This window comes from Streptomyces sp. MB09-02B, assembly GCF_033794485.1.
In the GTDB taxonomy this organism is placed as follows: Bacteria; Actinomycetota; Actinomycetes; order Streptomycetales; family Streptomycetaceae; genus Streptomyces.
The window spans coordinates 1-19,434 of record NZ_JARGEE010000047.1 but is presented as its reverse complement, the minus strand read 5'-3'; the positions used below and the strand labels follow the sequence as shown (position 1 = coordinate 19,434).

The window sequence follows — 19,434 nt, the reverse complement described above, 5'->3', positions numbered from 1 at the left end:
GAGAAAGGGGTGCGCGGAGGCGGGGCTCGGCGGCCCTATCGCATTCGCTTGCTCACGGAAGACTCCCTCGAAGCCGCGCTTGCCGTAGACCTCGCTGCCTACGGCCCGGTCTTCACCCGGGGCACCCCGCCACGGAAGGAGGGTTGCCGGACAGCCAGCCGGGGCTATGGGCTGTCACTCATGACCTGAAGCAGAACGTACGCGACGTGATCGCCACGCCGCAACTCGTGTCCGGATCGCGGGATAGCGCCTGATAGCTCGGGGGTGCGTGTTTCGTCGGCGGGTGCGGGTCCGGTGGGGCTTCTCGCGCAGTTCCCCGCGCCCCTGAAAAGCACGGGCTGCGCCCCGTGCTTTTCAGACCCGCCGCCGGTCGCCTTTCGAGGCCACGGGGCCTGCGATCTTCAGGGGTGCGGGGAACTGCGCGACCAGCCCCCACTCACCCGCACCCGACGAACTACCGATGCGTCGCAGCGACCCACCGCTCGAGAACCCCCCGCGCCGCCCCGGAGTCGATCGACTTTGCCGCGCGCTCCATCCCACCCCGCAACTGCTCCGCCAGCGACGCGGACGTCGGCTCCAACGCCACCAGCGCCGCCGCCGAGTTGAGCAGCACCGCGTCCCGCACGGGACCGGTCTCCCCGCCCAGCAACCGCCGTGCGACATCCGCGTTGTAGGACGCGTCGGCCCCCCGCAACGCCTCCACCGGCACCAGTTCCAACCCCACGTCACGCGGGTCGAAGCTCTCCTCGGTCACCTTGCCGTCCCGTACGACCCACACCCGCGAGGTCGCCGTGGTGGTCAGCTCGTCCAGCCCGTCGTCGCCGCGGAAGACCAGTGAGGAGTTGCCGCGTTCGGCGAAGACTCCGGCCATGATCGGCGCCATCCGGGGGTCCGCGACGCCGACCGCCTGGGCCCGTACCTTCGCGGGGTTGGCCAGCGGCCCGAGCGCGTTGAAGACGGTCCTGATGCCCAACTGCCCGCGTGCCGCGGCCACATGACGCAGCGCCGGATGGAACTTCACCGCGAAGCAGAAGGTGATCCCGGCCTCCTCGGCGACCTCGGCGACCCGCTGCGGTGTCAGCTCCAGATTGACGCCGAGCTTCTCCAGCACATCGGACGCCCCGGACGCCGACGACGCGGCCCGGTTGCCGTGCTTGACGACCTTCGCGCCCGTACCGGCGACGACGATCGACGACATCGTGGAGATGTTGACCGTCTTGGCGCCGTCCCCGCCCGTACCGACGATGTCGACGGTCCTCCCGGACACCTCGATCACCTTGGCGTGCTCGTACAGCGCCTCGACGAGACCGGTGATCTCCTCGACGGTCTCCCCCTTGGCCCGCAGGGCCACCACGAACCCGGCGATCTGCGCGTCCGTCGCCTCACCGCGCATGATCTGGTCCATCGCCCAGAAGGTGGCACCGGCGTCCTGGTCCTGCCCGGACAGCAGCGCGTTCAGCACGGCGGGCCAGGAACGGCCCGCCGCGGTGTCGCCTCCAGCGGGGGTCACAGCGCTCATAGCCGCTCCTGGGTGTCGTAGCGCGCGAGATGCCGCGCGATCCGCGAAATCAACGATGTCCTCCCACCCTATCCAGGTCGGGGCACGGCGAAGGGCCCCCGTCCGAAGATCGGACGGGGGCCCTTCGACCGTGGTGTGGCGAAGCGAAGCGATCAGTGGTGGCCGTGGCCGCTCGTGATCTCCTTGTACTCCTCGACGGTCGGCTTGACGATCTGGCTGTCCTCGCCGTAGTACGCCTTGTTCAGCTTGACGCGGACCTTCTCCAGGCGCGAGACCTTGCGGGCGACACCGTTCTCGTCGACCGCGGGACCGATCTCGGCCGGCTTGTACTGCTCGTGCGCCGTGAGCGTGTGCAGCTGCTCCTGGCTGAGCGGCTCGTGGACCTCGATGAACTCACCGTGCGGCAGGCGCTTGATGATGCCGGTCTCGCGACCGTGCAGGATCTTGTCCTTGTCCCGGCGCTGCAGGCCGAGGCAGATGCGCTTGGTGATGATGAACGCGACGACCGGGGCCACGAAGAACGCGATCCGGACGAACCAGGTGATCGAGTTGATCGACAGGTGGAAGTGGGTCGCCCAGAGGTCGTTTCCACCACCGATCAGCAGGACCATGTACCAGGTGATCCACGCGACACCGAAGGCCGTACGGGTCGGGGCGTTGCGCGGGCGGTCCAGGATGTGGTGCTCGCGCTTGTCGCCGGTGACCCAGGACTCGATGAACGGGTAGACGGCGATCGCGACCAGGACCAGCGGGAAGATCACCAGCGGGATGAACACACCCAGGACGAGCGTGTGACCCCAGAAGTTGATCTCCCAGCCCGGCATGACACGGATCAGACCCTCGGAGAAGCCCATGTACCAGTCGGGCTGCGCGCCGGTGGAGACCTGGTCGGGCCGGTAGGGGCCCATGGTCCAGATCGGGTTGATCGTGGCGATCGCCGAGATGATCGCGATGACACCGAAGACCAGGAAGAAGAAGCCGCCGGCCTTCGCCATGTACACGGGGAGCAGCGGCATGCCGACGACGTTGTTGTTCGTCTTGCCGGGGCCCGCGTACTGCGTGTGCTTGTGGTAGAAGACCAGGATCAGGTGCGCCACCACCAGGCCGAGCATGATGCCCGGCAGCAGCAGGATGTGGACCGAGTAGAAGCGGGCCACGAAGTCGCCGCCCGGGAACTCCCCGCCGAAGAGGAAGAACGACAGGTACGTGCCGACGATCGGCACGGACAGGACCGCGCCCTCCATGAAGCGGACACCGGTGCCGGAGAGCAGGTCGTCCGGGAGCGAGTAACCGGTGAAGCCGGTGAACATGCCGAGGACGAACAGCAGGAAGCCGAACAGCCAGTTGACCTCACGCGGCTTGCGGAACGCGCCCGTGAAGAACACGCGCATCATGTGCACGAACATGCCGGCGAGGAAGACCAACGCGGCCCAGTGGTGGATCTGCCGGATCAGCAGACCACCGCGCACCTCGAAGGAGATGTGCATGGTCGAGTTGAACGCCTCGGACATCAGCTGGCCCTGCAGCGGGACGTAGCTGCCGTGGTACTCCACCTCGTTCATCGACGGGTGGAAGAACAGCGTCAGGTACACACCCGTGAGGATGATGATGATGAAGCTGTACAGGCAGATCTCGCCCAGCATGAACGACCAGTGGTCGGGGAAGATCTTGCGCATGTTGGCCTTGGCCAGGGAGTAGATCCCGAGCCGGCCGTCGGCCCAGTCGGCGACGCGCTCGCCGGCCGGTGCCTTGTCACGCTTGTCGCGTGCGTCGGTGGTGGGCGTAGTACTCATCCGCGCTCCCAGAAGGCAGGACCGACGGGCTCTTCGAAGTCGCCGACCGCTTCGAGGTAGCCGTCTTCACCGACGGTGATCCTCAGCTGCGGAAGGGCGTGACCCGCGGGGCCGAAGATGACCCGCCCGCCGTCGGCGAGGTCGAAGGTGGACTGGTGGCAGGGGCAGAGCACGTGGTGCGTCTGCTGCTCGTACAGGGAGATCGGGCATCCCACGTGGGTGCAGATCTTCGAGAACGCCACGATGCCCTCGTGGGACCACTCCAGCTCGCGCTTGTCCTTGATGTCGTTCGGCTGGATCCGAACGATCATCAGGGCGTCCTTGGCGATGTTCTTCTGGAAGTCGTGGTCGTGCTCGTCCAGGCCGTCCGGCATGGCGAAGGTCAGCGACCCGACCGCGACGTCGGAGGGACGCAGCGGCTCGTTGGTGTTCATGTTGACGAGCTTCTTGCCCTTGGCCCAGGTGGTGTGCCGCAGCTTGGTGCCGGGCGCGGGGCCGAGGCCGCCGAGCAGGAAGACACCGGAGAGCGGGAACAGGGCCAGCGCGCCGAACATCGTGGTGCGGATCAGCTTGCGGCGGCCGAGCGCGGACTCCTTGGCACCCTGCTTGAAGTCGGCCAGGACCTTCGCCTTGACCTCGGGCGAGGCCTCGATCGGGTGCCGCTCGTCGGCGACCTCCACGTCCGACATCAGCGTGCGGGCCCAGTGGACCGCGCCGGCGCCGATGCAGAACAGCGACAGGCCCAGCGTCATGCCCAGCGCGAAGTTCAGCGCGCTGATGTGACCGATCGGCCAGACGTAGATCGACTTGTCGACGTCGATCACCAGGTACGCGGCGATGAAGGCGACGGTGGCCAGCATCGACACGGTGAACAGCAGGGCGACCGTGCGCTCGGACCGCTTGGCGGCCCGCTCGTCGATGTCCTGGACCCGGTGCTCGTGGGGCGGCAGGCCGGGGTCCGCGAAGGGGTTCTCCTCGTCCGCGACCGTCACCGCGCCGTGCGCGTCCTGCTCGGTGGGCAGGTTCTCTTCTGGAATCTCTTGGCTACTCATGACTTCTTGGCCTTTGCGGTCCGAGCGGCGACCCAGACGGCGACGGCGATCAGCGCGCCGAGCCCGAACACCCAGCCGAAGAGGCCTTCGCTGACCGGGCCGAGCCCGCCGAGGCTGAGGCCACCGGGCTCCACGGTGTCGTCGCTGTTGACCGCGTCGAGGTACGCGATGATGTCCTTCTTGTTCTCCTCCGACAGCGTGGTGTCGGGGAAGGACGGCATGTTCTGCGGGCCCGTCTGCATGGCCTCGTAGATGTGCTTCGGGTCGACACCCTCAAGGGACGGCGCGTACTTGCCCTCGGACAGCGCACCACCCTTGCCGGTGAAGTTGTGGCACTGAGCACAGTTGGTCCGGAACAGTTCGCCGCCCTCGGCGATGTCCGCGCCCTCGGGGTCGTACTCGTTCTCGGTCGGGATCTCCGGGCCGGCGCCCAGGGAGGCGATGTACGCCGCGAGCTGGTCGATCTCGGCCTGGGAGTAGACGACCGGCTTCTTCGGGATCTGCGCGCCGGGCTGCTGGGCCGGCATACGGCCGGTGCCGACCTGGAAGTCGACGGCCGCGGCGCCCACACCAGTGAGCGGCGGACCGTCGGTGGTGCCCTGACCGCCGGTGCCGTGGCAACTCGCGCAGCCGACGGCGTAGAGCTTCTTGCCCTCCTCGATGGTGAGGGTCTGCGCGGTTTCTTCGGCCACCGCCTTGTCCGCGGGCGCGAAGGCGGTGTACAGCCCCGCGCAGGCCGCCAGCGCGATGGTTAGGACGACGAGCGCCGCCAGCGGATGGCGTCGTCGTGCGGAGAGCTTTTTCACGGATTACCCCGGTGTCAGGATCTTCTGCGTCGGTGCTTCTGGAAGGGTCGTTCTCGGTGCGAGGCCGGCGCGTCGGTCGCCCGGCCCGGCCGACCGATCTACTTGATCATGTAGATCGTGGCGAAGAGGCCGATCCAGACGACATCGACGAAGTGCCAGTAGTAGGACACGACGATGGCCGCGGTCGCCTGCTCGTGGGTGAACCTCTTGGCCGCGTAGGTGCGTCCGAGGACCAGCAGGAAGGCGATGAGACCGCCCGTCACGTGCAGGCCGTGGAAGCCGGTGGTCAGGTAGAAGACCGAGCCGTAGGGGTCGGACGAGAGCGACAGGCCCTCGTGCATGACCAGCTCGGTGTACTCGAAGACCTGACCGCCGATGAAGATCGCACCCATCACGAACGTGACGATGAACCACATCCGGAGCTTCTTCACGTCCCCGCGCTCGGCGGCGAACACGCCGAGCTGGCAGGTGAGGGAGGAGAGCACCAGGATCGTGGTGTTCGTCGCCGAGAACGGGAAGTTCAGGGTGTCGGCCTTCTCCGACCAGAACTCCGGACCGGTCACCGATCGCAGGGTGAAGTACATCGCGAAGAGGGCCGCGAAGAACATCAGCTCGGAACTCAACCAGATGATGGTTCCGACGCTGGTGAGGTTCGGCCGGTTGACCGACGGGTGCGCGTGCCCGGTTTCTACTGTCGTTGCTGTCGCCACGACCGACATTATGTCGGTCGCTTATCCCGCCCTCACTCCGGGGGGTGCCGTTCGGAGTGTTGCTGCCTTCCGTACCGGTGCTGACGTGGTCTTCGAGGGAGTAGCATCCGCGCATCGGGCCCTGTCCTTAAGACGCTGACGTCACGGAGGAACAATGCAGCCGACCGCCACGGTGCTGGTCTACAGCGACGACTCCAACACCCGGGAGCAGGTGCGGCTCGCGACCGGGCGCCGCCCCGCTCCGGACGTGCCGGCCGTGGAGTTCGTCGAGTGCGCGACCCCCGCCGCCGTCATCAAGGAGCTGGACAGGGGCGGCATCGACGTCTGTGTCCTCGACGGCGAGGCCGTGCCCATGGGGGGCATGGGGGTGTGCCGGCAGATCAAGGACGAGATCTTCGAGTGCCCGCCGGTGCTGGTGCTGATCGGGCGGCCGCAGGACGCGTGGCTCGCGACGTGGAGCCGGGCGGACGCGGCGGTGACCCTGCCGGTGGAGCCGGTGGAGTTCGCGGCGGCGCTGGCCGCCCTGCTCCGCAGCAGGCAGGCACTGAGCGCCTAGATCTCGTCTACACCGACTCCGGCCTCAGGCGCGCCTGCACCTGGGGCCCGGGGACCTCCTGGGTGCCGCCCACCAGGGCGCTGCCCTCGCGCCAGTGCTTCCAGTCGAGGTTCCAGTCGCCGTAGCCGTTGCCGAAGGGGGCCATGGTGTCGCCGGCCGAGTTGACGACCTCGACGATGTCGCCCTCGTTGATGGTGTCGTAGAACCACTGGGCGTTGCCCATGCTCATGCCGGTGCAGCCGTGGCTGACGTTGGCGTAACCCTGGGAGCCGGTGGACCAGGGGGCGGCGTGGACGTACTCGCCGCTGTTGGTGACCCTGACGGAGTGGTGCACGGTCAGGTCGTAGAAGTCCGACGCACCTATGCTGGCGCTGGTCATGCGAACGGTGCCTTCCTTGGCCAGCACCACTTTGACCCCGTTGCGGGTGTCGTAGCCCGGCATGCCGGTGGTGACCGGTATCTGCTTGATGACCTCGTCGTTCTTGTAGACGGTCATCTGGTGCGCGGCGGCGTCCGTGACGGCGACTATCTTGGCGCCCGTCGTCAGCTCGATGGGCTCGGCCTTTCCGCCCCAGAGCCGGTCGCCTATCTTCAGGCCCTCCAGGTTGCTGTGCACCCGGATGGTGGCCTCGGCGGGCCAGTACTCCTTGGGCCGGTAGTGCAGCTTCTTGTCGTCCACCCAGTGCCAGGTGCCCTCCGCGGCGGGTGTGGAGTCCACCTTGAGCGCCCGTTCGACGACGGAACGGGCGGCCTTGTCCTTGACCGGTCGGCTGAGCTCGGCGGTGACGGGCTGGCCGACGCCGTACCTGCCCTCCTTCGGTCCGAAGGTGACGTTCAGGCGCTTCTTGGTGAGCGGGCGGCCCGTGTCGAAGGCGACGTTCTCGCGGCCGGGGGCGCCGTCCTCGTCCTCGGTGCTCACATGGACCGTGTAGCGGGCGTTGGCGGCGAGCGGTGAGGTGGAGTGCCAGCGGCGCCCGTCGGCGGAGAGTTCGCCCGCCACATAGCGTCCTGCGGCGTCCACGGCGGTGACGTCGGTGATGCGTCCGTCGTCCTTGGCGGTGACTTCCAGCGGCTTGTCCGGGTCGGCCTTCTCGCCGTCGCCGGTGGGGGTGTTGAAGGAGACGTGGTCGGCCGCGTCGTAGGGCGTGCCGGAGAGGGGGTGGCCACCGGAACCGCAGGCGGCGACGCCCGCTCCCAGGGAGACCACCAGCAGGGTGCAGCCGACGACTATGCGGTTACGGGGTGAGGTGCTCATGGGTTCAACGTAGGAACGGCCGTCGGGTGCGGCGCGTCGGGTGAGCCGTGTGGGCTACGGGCGGCGTGGCGAAAGGGGGAAGCCCGGACCTCCTGTCGGAGTGTCCGGGCTTCCGTGCGCGCGGTGCGTGCTAGGGGCGCGTGCTACTGGTTCTGGTTCTCGCCGCGGTAGTACTCGAAGACCCAGCCCCACAGGCCGATCAGGATGATCGGGGTGGAGAAGTACAGCAGCCACCAGCCGAAGACGACGCCCATGAAGGCGAGCGCGCCGCCCACGCCGAGGGCGAGGGGCTGCCAGCTGTGCGGGCTGAAGAAGCCCAGCTCACCGGCGTCGTCCGCGACGTCGGCCTCCTTGTCGTCCTGCGCGCCCACGTCGACCCGCCGGGCCGTGAAGGCCAGGTAGTAGCCGACCATGATGCACAGGCCGAAGGCCAGGAAGAGCGCCGTGGTGCCGGCCGGCTCCTTCGACCACACGCCATAGACGATCGCCATGGCGAGGACGAAGACGCTCAGCCAGATGAACATCTTGCCTTGGACCTTCACTTGCCGGCCTCCTTGCCGCTGGCAGCGAGCTCGCCTGCCGCCGGGCCGCCGTGCGCGAGCTGTTCGAGCGCGGCGATCTCCGGGTGGTGCAGGTCGAACGCCGGGGATTCACTGCGGATCCGCGGCAGGGTGAGGAAGTTGTGCCGCGGCGGCGGGCAGGAGGTCGCCCACTCCAGGGAGCGGCCGTAGCCCCACGGGTCGTCGACGCCGACGGGCTTGCCGTACTTGGCGGTCTTCCACACGTTGTAGAGGAACGGCAGGATCGACAGACCGAGCACGAACGAGGCGATCGTGGAGATCGTGTTCAGCGCGGTGAACCCGTCGGCCGCGAGGTAGTCCGCGTACCGGCGCGGCATGCCTTCGGCGCCCAGCCAGTGCTGGACGAGGAAGGTGCCGTGGAAGCCGATGAACAGCGTCCAGAAGGTGATCTTGCCGAGGCGCTCGTCGAGCATCTTGCCCGTCATCTTCGGCCACCAGAAGTGGAAGCCGGAGAACATCGCGAACACCACGGTGCCGAAGACGACGTAGTGGAAGTGCGCCACCACGAAGTACGAGTCGGAGACGTGGAAGTCCATCGGGGGCGAGGCCAGGATGACACCGGTCAGACCACCGAAGGTGAAGGTGATCAGGAAGCCGGTGGCCCAGAGCATCGGTGTCTCGAAGGACAGCGAGCCCTTCCACATCGTGCCGATCCAGTTGAAGAACTTCACGCCGGTCGGTACGGCGATGAGGAACGTCATGAAGGAGAAGAACGGCAGCAGTACGCCGCCGGTGACGTACATGTGGTGCGCCCACACCGTCACCGAGAGGCCGGCGATCGCGATGGTCGCGCCGATCAGGCCCATGTAGCCGAACATCGGCTTGCGGGAGAAGACCGGGATGACCTCGGAGATGATGCCGAAGAACGGCAGCGCGATGATGTACACCTCTGGATGGCCGAAGAACCAGAAGAGGTGTTGCCAGAGCAACGCGCCGCCGTTGGCCGCGTCGAAGACATGGGCACCGAACTTGCGGTCCGCCTCCAGGGCGAACAGCGCGGCCGCGAGGACCGGGAAGGCGAGCAGGACCAGGACACCGGTCAGCAGCACGTTCCAGGTGAAGATCGGCATGCGGAACATCGTCATGCCGGGCGCGCGCATGCAGATGATCGTGGTGATGAAGTTGACCGAGCCGAGGATCGTGCCGAAGCCGGAGAAGGCCAGACCCATGATCCACATGTCGGCGCCGATGCCCGGGCTGCGGACCGCGTCCGACAGCGGGCTGTAGGCGAACCAGCCGAAGTCGGCCGCGCCCTGCGGGGTGAGGAAGCCACCGACCGCGATGAGCGAGCCGAAGAGGTACAGCCAGTACGCGAACATGTTCAGCCGCGGGAACGCCACGTCGGGCGCGCCGATCTGTAGCGGCATGATCCAGTTGGCGAATCCGGCGAACAGCGGCGTCGCGAACATCAGCAGCATGATCGTGCCGTGCATCGTGAACGCCTGGTTGAACTGCTCGTTCGACATGATCTGCGTACCCGGGCGGGCGAGCTCGGCGCGCATGAAGAGCGCCATGACGCCGCCGATGCAGAAGAACGCGAACGACGTGACCAGGTAGAGCGTGCCGATCGTCTTGTGGTCGGTGGTCGTCAGCCACTTGACGATCACCTCACCACGCCGCTGGCGCCGGACGGGCAGCTCGTCCTGGTAATGGGACCCAGCTGCCTCGGCACCCTGAGGTTCGTTGAGGATGCTCACAGTACGTTCGACTCCCGGTTCTTCTCGTGCTGCGTCTGCTCGATACCGGCCGGGACGTAACCGGTCTGTCCCTTCTCCACGAGCGACTTGAGGTGCTCCTCGTAGCGCTCCTGGGAGACGACCTTCACGTTGAAGAGCATCCGCGAGTGGTCCACGCCGCAGAGTTCGGCGCACTTGCCCAGGAAGGTGCCCTCCTGGTTGGGGGTCACCTGGAAGGCGTTGGTGTGGCCCGGGATGACGTCCTGCTTCATCAGGAACGGCACCACCCAGAAGGAGTGGATGACGTCACGCGAGGTGAGGACGAAGCGGACCGTCTTGCCCTCGGGGAGCCAGAGGGTCGGGCCGGGGTTGCCGGTCTGCGGGTTCTTGTCGCCAGGGATGCCGCAGGTGTAGACGCCGCCGGCGTTCGCCGGGAAGTCCTTCTTGTACCGGTCCGGGATCGCCGCCAGGTTCTTGTCGGTGGCCGCGTCGCCGGTGGAGCCTTCGACGTTCTCGATGTAGTTGAAGCACCAGCTCCACTGGAAGCCGACCACGTTGACCGTGAGGTCCGGCTTCTTCGACGTGTCGAGCAGCTTCGACTCGTCGCGGGCGGTGAAGTAGAAGAGCACCGAGACGATGATCAGCGGGACGACCGTGTACAGCGCCTCGATGGGCATGTTGTACCGGGTCTGTGGGGGAACTTCGACCTTGGTGCGGCTGCGCCGGTGGAAGAAAGCACTCCACAGGATCAGGCCCCACACCAGCACGCCCGTGGCGAGCGCGGCCGCCCACGACCCCTGCCACAGGGAGAGGATCCGCGGAGCCTCTTCCGTGGTCGGGGTGGGCATGCCCAGGCGGGGGAAGTCCTCCCATGTGCAACCGGTGGCGGTCGCCAGGACCAGGCCTGCGGTCATTGCCTGCAGCAGCTTCCGCCGCATCGGGCGCCGCGGCGAGCGGTCGGAGCCGTTGGGACTCACGTAGCGCCTTCCCGAGAGTCTCGCCCGCGCGGTATGGCTGCGGCCTTCTCGCTGGTCGGTCGCCGCCCTGCGACGGGCAGGGGTTTGGATGTTTATGCGGACCAAACCCTACTGGACGCGTTTTGGGGTCGCGCGGGGAGGGGGGGCCAACTCGCCGGGGGTCACTTGTAGCGGCTACTCGGGGTGTCGGGTGCGCCTAATAGCTCGGGGGTTCGGGTGATTTGGCGGGTGCGGGTTGTTTGTGGTTGCTCGCGCCCCGCGGCGGAGCCGCTGATGTCATCGCCCCGCGCCCCTGACGGGGCGCTGCCCTCAGCCCCTGCTTATAGCGTGGGGTCGTGGCCTACTTCGACTCCGCTTCCTCCGCTCCCCTTCATCCCGTCGCGCGGCAGGCGCTGCTGGCTTCGCTGGACGAAGGGTGGGCCGATCCCGCGCGGTTGTACCGGGAGGGGCGGCGGGCGCGGCTGCTGTTGGACGCGGCCCGGGAGGCCGCCGCCGAGGCCGTGGGATGCCGGGCGGACGAACTGGTCTTCACCCCGTCGGGGACGCGGGCGGTGCACTCCGGGATCGCGGGGGTGACGGCCGGGCGGCGGCGGACCGGGCGCCACCTGATCGTGTCGGCGGTCGAACACTCGTCGGTGCTGCACGCGGCGGAGGTGCACGAGGCCGCGGGCGGGACCGTCACGCAAGTGGAAGTGGATCGCTCCGGGTCGGTCGCCCCGTCCGCCTACGCCGAGGCCCTGCGCCCCGACACCGCGCTCGCCTGTCTCCAGTCCGCCAACCATGAGGTGGGCACCGAGCAGCCGGTGGCCGAAGTGGCGGCCCTCTGCCGGGAGGCCGGGGTGCCGCTGCTGGTGGACGCGGCGCAGTCGCTCGGCTGGGGGCGGGTGAACGGGGACTGGTCGGTGTTGACCGGCAGTGCCCACAAATGGGGCGGACCGTCCGGGGTCGGGCTCCTCGTCGTCCGCAAGGGGGTGCGGTTCTCGGCGCAAGGTCCCGCCGACGAGCGGGAGTCGGGGCGGGCCGCCGGTTTCGAGAACATCCCGGCGATCGTGGCGGCCGCCGCCTCACTGCGGGCCGTACGGGCGGAGGCCGACGAGGAGGCCGTACGGCTGCGGGAGTTGACGGAGCGGATCCGGGCGCGGGTGCCGGCGCTGGTGCCGGACGTGGAGGTGGTGGGCGACCCGGAGCGCCGGCTGCCGGGGGTCGTCACCTTCTCCTGTCTCTATGTCGACGGGGAGACATTGCTGCACGAGCTGGACCGCGAGGGCTTCTCCGTCTCCTCCGGGTCCTCGTGCACGAGCAGCACGCTGACGCCGAGCCATGTGCTGCGGGCCATGGGGGTGCTGAGCGAGGGGAACGTCCGGGTGTCGCTGCCTGCGGGGGCGGCGGCCGAGGACGTCGAGCGGTTCCTGTCCGTGCTGCCGGGGGCGGTCGCGACGGTCCGGGAGAAGCTGGGGGCGCCGGTGAGCACCACCGTGTCGGCCGTGCGGGAGGACGCTCTCGTCGTGGACGCGCTCGGCAAGCGGTGCCCGATCCCCGTCATCGAGCTGGCCAAGGTGATCGGCGACGTCCCGGTCGGCGGCACCGTCCGCGTCCTCTCGGACGACGAGGCGGCCCGCCTGGACATTCCGGCGTGGTGCGAGATGCGGGGCCAGGAGTACGTGGGGGAAGAGCCGGCGGAGCGGGGTTCGGCGTATGTGGTGCGCAGGGTGACCTGACGGGGGGTTCGCGCCCCTGAAGATGAGGCCGAAGGCCTCTCTTCAGGGGCGCGGGGAACTGCGCGACCAGCCACGACGAACCCGCGGCCGACAACGCACCGACCACGCAACCCCGTAGTCGCCGCGGCCGGCCTCAGCCCAGGTGCTTCTTCACTTCCGCCGCCGCCTCGTCCCCGTACGCCTTCTCGAACCGGCCCATGAAGTGGGCCCGCCGCAGCTGGTACTCCTGTGTCCCCACCGTCTCGATCACGAGCGTGGCGAGCATGCAGCCGACCTGCGCCGCCCGCTCCAGCGAGACACCCCACGCCAGCCCCGAAAGGAAGCCCGCTCGGAACGCGTCCCCGACACCCGTGGGCTCGACCTTGCGCTCCTCCTCGGGGCAGCCGACCTCGATGGGGTCCTCACCGGCCCGCTCGACGCGGACACCGCGCGAGCCGAGCGTGGTCACCCGGTGGCCCACCTTCGACAGGATCTCCTCGTCCGACCAGCCGGTCTTGGACTCGATGAGGCCCTTCTCGTACTCGTTGGAGAACAGGTACGTGGCGCCGTCCAGCAGTATCCGGATCTCGTCGCCGTCCATGCGGGCGATCTGCTGGGAGAAGTCCGCGGCGAACGGGATGTTCCGGGAACGGCACTCCTCGGTGTGGCGGAGCATCGCCTCCGGGTCGTCCGCGCCGATCAGGACGAGGTCGAGGCCGCCCACGCGGTCGGCGACGGTCTTCAGCTCGATGAGGCGGGCCTCGCTCATCGCGCCGGTGTAGAAGGAGCCGATCTGGTTGTGGTCGGCGTCCGTGGTGCACACGAAGCGGGCCGTGTGCAGCGTCTCGGAGATGCGCACGGAGGCGGTGTCCACCCCGTGCCGGTCGAGCCACGCGCGGTACTCGTCGAAGTCGGCACCCGCCGCGCCGACCAGGATCGGCCGCGTGCCGAGCTGCCCCATGCCGAACGCGATGTTCGCGCCGACACCGCCTCGACGTACGTCGAGCTGGTCGACGAGGAAGGAGAGGGAGACCGTGTGCAGTTGGTCCGCGACGAGTTGGTCGGCGAAGCGGCCCGGGAAGGTCATCAGATGGTCGGTGGCGATGGAGCCGGAGACTGCGATACGCACGGCGAGGACACGCTCCTGCGAAGGGAGAGGGATTGACAGTTCACGCTACCGGGTCGTCCACCCACCCTGAAGCAGGCAAAACTACCCGATAGTAGGTCTTTCTTCGTGAGGTTCCTGATGCGTACGGTGCCGTTATGACGAACCCCAAGATCCACGGCACCGTTCCGTTCGATTCGGACGGCGGCCTCGCGGCGCTGCGCGGCGACTGCGCCCGGATGGCTCCGCACTGGGCGGCCCCCGCGAAGGTCATTACGGCTCCGGTGTCTCCTTCGCTCATTCACGGGGTGACGGTGCCGGTGACGTCCGCGCGACTGGTGGACGCGATGCCGGAGTACGGCGACTGAGGGAACCGTCGGCTCCTCCGCCGCGTCCCATCGCTGTCCCCCGTATAGGGGAGGCGGTGTACGACCTGCCGAAGGAGCGATGCGGTGAACCCCGAGCGACCCGACAACCCCGAGAACCCGGACGAGGGCCCCGAGCCCGACGCCACCGAGGAACTCCGGGCTGCCGGGGACGAGGCCCCTGAGGCCGACGCGACCGGGAAGGCCGAGAAGACCGAGGCGACCGAGAAGAGCGCGAAAACCGAGGTGCCGGAGCAGGCCGGGCAGGCCGGGCAGGCCGGGGATCCTACCGGTCCGGCTTCGGCTTCCCCTTCGGATTCCGATCCGGCTCCGTCGTCCGATCCGGCTCCGTCGTCCGATCCGGCTCCGTCGTCCGATCCGGCTCCGACGTCCGCTTCGGCCCCTTCGTCCGCTCCGGCTTCCACTTCCGCTTCCGCTCCTGAGAGCGACCCGGTCGCCCGCCCGCGGCCTTCCCGTTCGCGGCTGGTCGTGGCGTCGGTCGCCGCCGCCGTGTTGGTGGTCGGCGGTGGTGGGGCGCTCCTCGCCTCGACCTCGCCCGGCGGGTCCGGCGACGTCGGCGGACGCTCCGGATCGCCCGGCGGTGACGGCACTCCCCCGCCTCTCGCGCTCGACGGGTACACCGACGGTGGTTCGAACGGCATCGCACCCGGTGAACCCGACCCCAACGGGGTGACCTACCGCGCGGCCGGCGACCTGCCCGACGGCCCCGACTCCGCCGCCGTTCACACGGTCACGGGCGCGGTGACGGCCGCGGAGGTCGCACGGCTGGCGAAGGCCCTCGGGGTCGAGGGCGTACCGACCGCCGAGGGCGAGGCCTGGCAGGTGGGGGCCGCCGGGGACGGTTCGGAGCCGGTGCTGCGGGTGAACAGGCAGGCGCCGGGGACCTGGACGTTCAACCGGTACACGCCGGGCACCGACAACTGCCAGAAGGTCGACGTCTGTTCGTCCGGCACCGCCGAGGGCGGCGATCCGGTGAGCGAGGCGGTCGCCAGGAAGGCGGCGGCACCCGTTCTCAAGGCCGTCGGCCAGGACGACGCCAAGCTCGACGCCGGTCAGCTGATGGGCGCCGTACGGGTGGTGAACGCCGATCCCGAGGTGGGTGGACTGCCCACGTACGGCTGGTCGACCGGTATTCAGGTCGGCGCCGACGGTCAGGTGGTCGGCGGCAGCGGCAACCTGAAGAAGCCGGTGAAGAGCGACACGTACCCCGTCGTCGACGCGGAACGGGCGCTGGAGTTGCTGAACGGCTCGGGCCAGAGTGTCGGCACCGAGCGCGGCGGCATCGGCGGCTGCACCGGCCCCGTACCGCTGGAGGGCGAGAACGGGGCGGCCGGGGAGAAGGGGACGGTCGTCGCGGACGAGACGCCGTGCGAGCGGATGACCGCGCTGCCGAAGCCGGAGGCCGTCACCGTCGAGAACGCGGTGTTCGGGCTCGCGTCGCACCCGGTGGACGGTCACCCTGCGCTGGTGCCGTCGTGGATGTTCGAGGTGCGGCCGACGGGAGCCGGGGACAGCTACACCGTGACGCACCCGGCGGTCGATCCGGCGTACCTGGCCTCTCCCGAGCCGCGCTCGGAGCCCACCGAGCGGCCCGGCGGGCCGGGTGACACCCCGCCGACCGGCTCCTCCTCGCACGAGGTGAAGGTGCAGGGCTACACGGTCGACGGCAACGAGCTGACCGTGTCCTTCTGGGGCGGCGTCTGCAGCGACTACTCGGCCTCGGTGAGCGAGGAGTCGGGCAAGGTGAGGGTCACCGTGACCGACACCCCGCGGGAGGGCAAGGTCTGCATCATGATCGCCAAGGTGGTGGAGCGGACGGTGGCGCTGGACGAGCCGCTGGGCGACCGGAACGTGGTCGGGTCGGACGGCGAGACGATCCCCGAGGGCGGGATCGGGGAGTCGCAGCCCCGCTAGGGCTCGGAGCGGCGCGGCACGCGTGACGAACACGAGTGACGTACGAGGACGACGAAGGCGGCGCCCCCCTCGGAGGGGGCGCCGCCTTCGTCGTACCGCTGGTACCACTGGCGCGCGTGGCGCCGTCGCGCGGGCGGAGGCTCAGCTGAAGGAGTCGCCGCAGGCGCAGGAACCCGTCGCGTTCGGGTTGTCGATGGTGAAGCCCTGCTTCTCGATGGTGTCGACGAAGTCGATGGTGGCGCCGCCCAGGTACGGGGCACTCATGCGGTCGGTGACGACCTTCACACCGTCGAAGTCCTTCTGCACGTCACCGTCGAGCGAGCGCTCGTCGAAGAAGAGCTGGTAGCGCAGGCCGGAGCAGCCGCCGGGCTGAACGGCGACGCGCAGCGCCAGGTCGTCCCGGCCTTCCTGGTCGAGCAGGGCCTTGACCTTGGCCGCGGCGGCGTCGGTCACGATGATGCCGTCGGTGACGGTGCCGGTCTCGTCCGATACGGACATCTACATCTCTCCCGGGTTGTACGGAGACTGCTTGCCGACGATTGCAACCGCCGGGACCCCGGATTCATTCCGGGGCGCGCGGATTCGTTCGCGTCTCTCTTCATGCTCGCACATGACCGGTGGAGAGGGCACCGAGTCGCTCACGGCTGTGGACAACGCCACGCCGGGATTCATGTCACATCGACGCTATGGGCATCGTCAAAGTGACGTGAAGCGGTTATGATAGATAGCGTCAATTCGACGAAAAGGATAGCCCGAATGCCCCGCCGACCCTCCCCCGGGCGGCGAGCCGCAGAACAGAAAGGGTGCGTGTCGTGACCACCGCCCAGACCCAGGAGCTCGACGTACAGCCGACGCCCCTCGCCCTGCTGCTGCTCGGCCGCGAGGCCGACCCGAGGAGCGAGCGCGGAGTCGAGTGCCCGGGCGACCTCCCCTCCCCGTCCGACCCCGACCTGGTGGAGCGCGCCCGCGCCGCCAAGGAGAAGCTCGGGGACAAGGTCTTCGTGCTCGGCCACCACTACCAGCGCGACGAGGTCATCCAGTTCGCGGACGTCACGGGCGACTCCTTCAAGCTGGCCCGCGACGCCGCGGCCCGCCCCGAGGCCGAGTACATCGTGTTCTGCGGTGTGCACTTCATGGCCGAGTCGGCGGACATCCTCACCGGCGACGACCAGAAGGTCGTCCTGCCGGACCTGGCCGCCGGGTGCTCCATGGCCGACATGGCCACCGCCGAGCAGGTCGCCGAGTGCTGGGACGTGCTGACCGAGGCCGGCATAGCCGAGCAGGTCGTGCCCGTCTCGTACATGAACTCCTCCGCCGACATCAAGGCCTTCACCGGCAAGCACGGCGGCACGATCTGCACCTCCTCGAACGCGAAGCGGGCCCTGGACTGGGCCTTCGAGCAGGGCGAGAAGGTCCTGTTCCTGCCGGACCAGCACCTCGGGCGCAACACGGCCGTGCGGGACATGGGCATGTCGCTCGACGACTGCGTCCTCTACAACCCGCACAAGCCGAACGGCGGCCTGACCGTCGAGCAGCTGCGGGCCGCGAAGATGATCCTGTGGCGGGGCCACTGCTCGGTGCACGGCCGCTTCAGCCTGCAGTCCGTGAACGACGTGCGGGAGCGGATCCCGGGCGTCAACGTCCTCGTCCACCCCGAGTGCAAGCACGAGGTCGTGGCGGCGGCGGACCACGTCGGGTCGACCGAGTACATCATCAAGGCGCTGGAGGCCGCGCCCGCCGGTTCCAAGTGGGCGATCGGCACCGAGCTGAACCTCGTGCGGCGGCTGGCGAACCGTTTCGCGCCCGAAGGCAAGGAGATCGTGTTCCTCGACCGCACGGTCTGCTTCTGCTCGACGATGAACCGCATCGACCTGCCCCACCTGGTGTGGACCCTGGAGTCCCTCGCCGAGGGCACCCTCGTCAACCGCATCGAGGTCGACAAGGAGACCGAGGCGTTCGCGAAGCTGGCGCTGGAGCGGATGCTGGCGCTGCCGTAGCCCTCTCGCGGCCGTGCCCCCTCCCGCGGCCGTCCCTCGTGGGGCCGGCGGTCCCGCACGGAGCAGGCGCTCACCCCGACTCGGCGGGTTCCCGGTCGGGGTGGGCGGGGTCGAGGGAGAAGAGCGCGCCGTCGGCGACGGCCACCACCAGCGCTCCCGTCTGGGGGCTCGCCCAGGGAGTGCCCTGGATGGACCAGGTCGGCGTGGTCCTGGGCAGCGTCTCCCACAGCAGGGTGCCCTTGACCCTGTCGAGCGCCGCGACCCTGCCGGTGTCGCTGACCAGGTAGAGGGTGCTCGTCGCGGCGTCGTACGCGGGCGTGCCCGGCCGTTCCAGACTGGTCCTGGTCCGCCACAGCAGCTCGCCCGTGTGCGGTGACACGGCGGTCACCTGGCCTCCGGACCGGGTGAACACCAGCACGCCGCCCGCCAGGGCCACCCGACCCCGCCCGTAGTCGCCCGGCTTCGTCACCACGCGGGTCCCGGTCTCCAGGTCCACGAGCAGGGTCCTGTCGTACGCCGGGTCGCTGCCGGGGCCCGCGTCGGTGCGTTCGGTGTCCTCGGCGACCAGGACCAGATCTCCCTGCCGCACGCCCAGGAGGACGCTGTCCAGCGGCACCTGCACGGTTCTCGCCGAGCCGTCGGCGCGGTCCACGACGAGGACCCGGGACTCCGCGTTCGCCGCCTTGGCGTCCCGGGTCACCGGACGGCAGTACGCGTACGTGCCCGCTCCGGCCGTCGTGAACGCGCAGTGGTGGCCGGCGGGCATCGGCAGGGACCAGCGTTCGGCGCCCGTGCGCGGTGAACGGGCCGTGACCGTCCGGCCGTCGGGTTCGGCGGTGACGACGAGGCCGCCGATCACGGCCGGGTCGACGTCCGTGCTGCCCACCCGGCGCGTCCACAGCCGCTCACCGGTGTCCGCGTCGAGGGCGACGAGATCGACCGGGTCCACCACGGGTTCACCGCTGAAGACGGTCTGCTGCACGAGGACGGTGCCGTCCCGGACACCGAGGATCCCGGCGTAGTACCGGTCCCGCACGGTGGTCGCCGGCGCGATGCTCGCGCGCCAGACCGTCCTCCCGGTCCGACCGTCGACGCGGACCGGGAGGACGCCCGAGCCCCCGCAGTAGACGTCCTTCCCGTGCACCTGGCAGGAGGGGGCGCCGCCGTTGTTGCCGTCCTCCGCAGGCAGCGCCCGGCGCTCGCCCGCCGCTGCCGTCGCGAACAGCGTCGTCTGCCAGGGCTTCCAGCCGGTGGGCGGTGCCGTCCAGCGGGAGGTCGGGGACGGTGCGGGCGTCGCCGCGTCGCCGCCGCGGGCCTGACCGGGCCCCAGCAGGTAGGCGGTCAGCCCCAGGGCCAGCGCGCCGGCGGTGCCGGTCGCGGCCAGCAGGGGGCGGAGACGGCGGCGGGTGG

17 protein-coding genes and 1 riboswitch are annotated in these 19,434 nt (G+C 69.3%); of the genes, 5 read left to right on the top strand and 12 right to left on the bottom strand.

What is annotated here, in order from left to right:
- Window positions 1–70: 70 nt before the first annotated feature.
- Window positions 71–186, bottom strand: a riboswitch (SAM riboswitch).
- Window positions 187–454: 268 nt separating this feature from the next.
- From trpD to P1P70_RS09920, 5 genes are all read right to left on the bottom strand, one after another.
- Entirely contained in the window at window positions 455–1,519 is a 1,065-nt protein-coding gene (gene trpD / locus P1P70_RS09940) for an anthranilate phosphoribosyltransferase (protein WP_319236310.1), read from the bottom strand.
- Between the two features lie 152 nt (window positions 1,520–1,671).
- Complete coding sequence (locus P1P70_RS09935; protein ID WP_319236308.1) at window positions 1,672–3,312, bottom strand: cytochrome bc complex cytochrome b subunit; 1,641 nt, start codon at window positions 3,310–3,312, stop codon at window positions 1,672–1,674.
- Window positions 3,309–4,364, bottom strand: a complete 1,056-nt coding sequence (locus P1P70_RS09930; protein ID WP_319236306.1) for a ubiquinol-cytochrome c reductase iron-sulfur subunit — start codon at window positions 4,362–4,364, stop codon at window positions 3,309–3,311. The genes P1P70_RS09935 and P1P70_RS09930 overlap by 4 nt, the downstream gene beginning before the upstream one ends.
- Window positions 4,361–5,170, bottom strand: a complete 810-nt coding sequence (locus P1P70_RS09925) for a c-type cytochrome (RefSeq protein WP_319236304.1) — start codon at window positions 5,168–5,170, stop codon at window positions 4,361–4,363. Before P1P70_RS09925 ends, P1P70_RS09930 begins: the two co-directional genes overlap by 4 nt.
- 98 nt (window positions 5,171–5,268) lie before the next feature.
- Window positions 5,269–5,889, bottom strand: coding sequence for a heme-copper oxidase subunit III (locus P1P70_RS09920; protein ID WP_319236302.1), 621 nt, complete (start codon window positions 5,887–5,889; stop codon window positions 5,269–5,271).
- 145 nt (window positions 5,890–6,034) lie between these two features.
- Between P1P70_RS09920 and P1P70_RS09915 the strand changes: the two genes are divergently transcribed.
- On the top strand, window positions 6,035–6,436 hold the full coding sequence (locus P1P70_RS09915) for a hypothetical protein (protein WP_319236300.1): 402 nt from the start codon (window positions 6,035–6,037) through the stop codon (window positions 6,434–6,436).
- Between the two features lie 7 nt (window positions 6,437–6,443).
- Here the strand turns inward: P1P70_RS09915 and P1P70_RS09910 are convergent, their stop codons facing one another.
- From P1P70_RS09910 to coxB, 4 genes are all read right to left on the bottom strand, one after another.
- A complete protein-coding gene (locus P1P70_RS09910; protein WP_319236299.1) occupies window positions 6,444–7,691 on the bottom strand; it encodes a L,D-transpeptidase in 1,248 nt (415 codons plus the stop codon).
- Window positions 7,692–7,834: 143 nt separating this feature from the next.
- Entirely contained in the window at window positions 7,835–8,233 is a 399-nt protein-coding gene (locus tag P1P70_RS09905) for a cytochrome c oxidase subunit 4 (protein WP_033528182.1), read from the bottom strand.
- Entirely contained in the window at window positions 8,230–9,969 is a 1,740-nt protein-coding gene (gene ctaD, locus P1P70_RS09900; RefSeq protein WP_319100130.1) for a cytochrome c oxidase subunit I, read from the bottom strand. Before ctaD ends, P1P70_RS09905 begins: the two co-directional genes overlap by 4 nt.
- A complete protein-coding gene (coxB, locus tag P1P70_RS09895; protein ID WP_319236297.1) occupies window positions 9,966–10,925 on the bottom strand; it encodes a cytochrome c oxidase subunit II in 960 nt (319 codons plus the stop codon). The genes ctaD and coxB overlap by 4 nt, the downstream gene beginning before the upstream one ends.
- A gap of 335 nt (window positions 10,926–11,260) precedes the next feature.
- On the opposite strand from coxB, the gene P1P70_RS09890 reads away from it, so the two are divergent.
- Window positions 11,261–12,643 carry a cysteine desulfurase/sulfurtransferase TusA family protein gene (locus tag P1P70_RS09890; protein WP_319236295.1) on the top strand — a complete coding sequence of 461 codons (1,383 nt, stop codon included), beginning with the start codon at window positions 11,261–11,263 and terminating at the stop codon, window positions 12,641–12,643.
- A 133-nt stretch (window positions 12,644–12,776) separates the two neighbouring features.
- Here P1P70_RS09890 and P1P70_RS09885 read toward each other — a convergent pair whose 3' ends face one another.
- On the bottom strand, window positions 12,777–13,751 hold the full coding sequence (locus P1P70_RS09885) for a carbohydrate kinase family protein (RefSeq protein WP_319236293.1): 975 nt from the start codon (window positions 13,749–13,751) through the stop codon (window positions 12,777–12,779).
- Window positions 13,752–13,885: 134 nt separating this feature from the next.
- Between P1P70_RS09885 and P1P70_RS09880 the strand changes: the two genes are divergently transcribed.
- Together P1P70_RS09880 and P1P70_RS09875 are read left to right on the top strand one after the other, a co-directional pair.
- Window positions 13,886–14,095 (top strand): hypothetical protein, encoded by a 210-nt coding sequence (locus P1P70_RS09880; protein WP_319236291.1) that lies wholly within the window; start codon window positions 13,886–13,888, stop codon window positions 14,093–14,095.
- An 84-nt stretch (window positions 14,096–14,179) separates the two neighbouring features.
- Window positions 14,180–16,027, top strand: a complete 1,848-nt coding sequence (locus P1P70_RS09875) for a hypothetical protein (RefSeq protein ID WP_319236289.1) — start codon at window positions 14,180–14,182, stop codon at window positions 16,025–16,027.
- A gap of 141 nt (window positions 16,028–16,168) precedes the next feature.
- Here P1P70_RS09875 and P1P70_RS09870 read toward each other — a convergent pair whose 3' ends face one another.
- Window positions 16,169–16,525: an iron-sulfur cluster assembly accessory protein gene (locus P1P70_RS09870; protein ID WP_319236288.1), complete on the bottom strand. Its 357-nt coding sequence runs from the start codon at window positions 16,523–16,525 to the stop codon at window positions 16,169–16,171.
- Window positions 16,526–16,839: 314 nt separating this feature from the next.
- Here P1P70_RS09870 and nadA point away from each other — a divergent pair, with 314 nt between their 5' ends.
- A complete protein-coding gene (gene nadA / locus P1P70_RS09865) occupies window positions 16,840–18,024 on the top strand; it encodes a quinolinate synthase NadA (protein ID WP_319236287.1) in 1,185 nt (394 codons plus the stop codon).
- Window positions 18,025–18,094: 70 nt separating this feature from the next.
- Here nadA and P1P70_RS09860 read toward each other — a convergent pair.
- Window positions 18,095–19,434: PQQ-binding-like beta-propeller repeat protein (locus P1P70_RS09860; RefSeq protein ID WP_319236286.1), on the bottom strand; the 1,340-nt coding region annotated here is incomplete at its 5' end.

Coding starts and splice junctions, on each gene's coding strand:
- P1P70_RS09915 (WP_319236300.1), top strand. CDS start 6,035: ATGCAGCCGACCGCCACGGTGCTGGTCTACAGCGACGACTCCAACACC.
- P1P70_RS09935 (WP_319236308.1), bottom strand. CDS start 3,312: ATGAGTACTACGCCCACCACCGACGCACGCGACAAGCGTGACAAGGCA.
- P1P70_RS09910 (WP_319236299.1), bottom strand. CDS start 7,691: ATGAGCACCTCACCCCGTAACCGCATAGTCGTCGGCTGCACCCTGCTG.
- P1P70_RS09880 (WP_319236291.1), top strand. CDS start 13,886: ATGACGAACCCCAAGATCCACGGCACCGTTCCGTTCGATTCGGACGGC.
- P1P70_RS09930 (WP_319236306.1), bottom strand. CDS start 4,364: ATGAGTAGCCAAGAGATTCCAGAAGAGAACCTGCCCACCGAGCAGGAC.
- trpD (WP_319236310.1), bottom strand. CDS start 1,519: ATGAGCGCTGTGACCCCCGCTGGAGGCGACACCGCGGCGGGCCGTTCC.
- P1P70_RS09920 (WP_319236302.1), bottom strand. CDS start 5,889: ATGTCGGTCGTGGCGACAGCAACGACAGTAGAAACCGGGCACGCGCAC.
- P1P70_RS09870 (WP_319236288.1), bottom strand. CDS start 16,525: ATGTCCGTATCGGACGAGACCGGCACCGTCACCGACGGCATCATCGTG.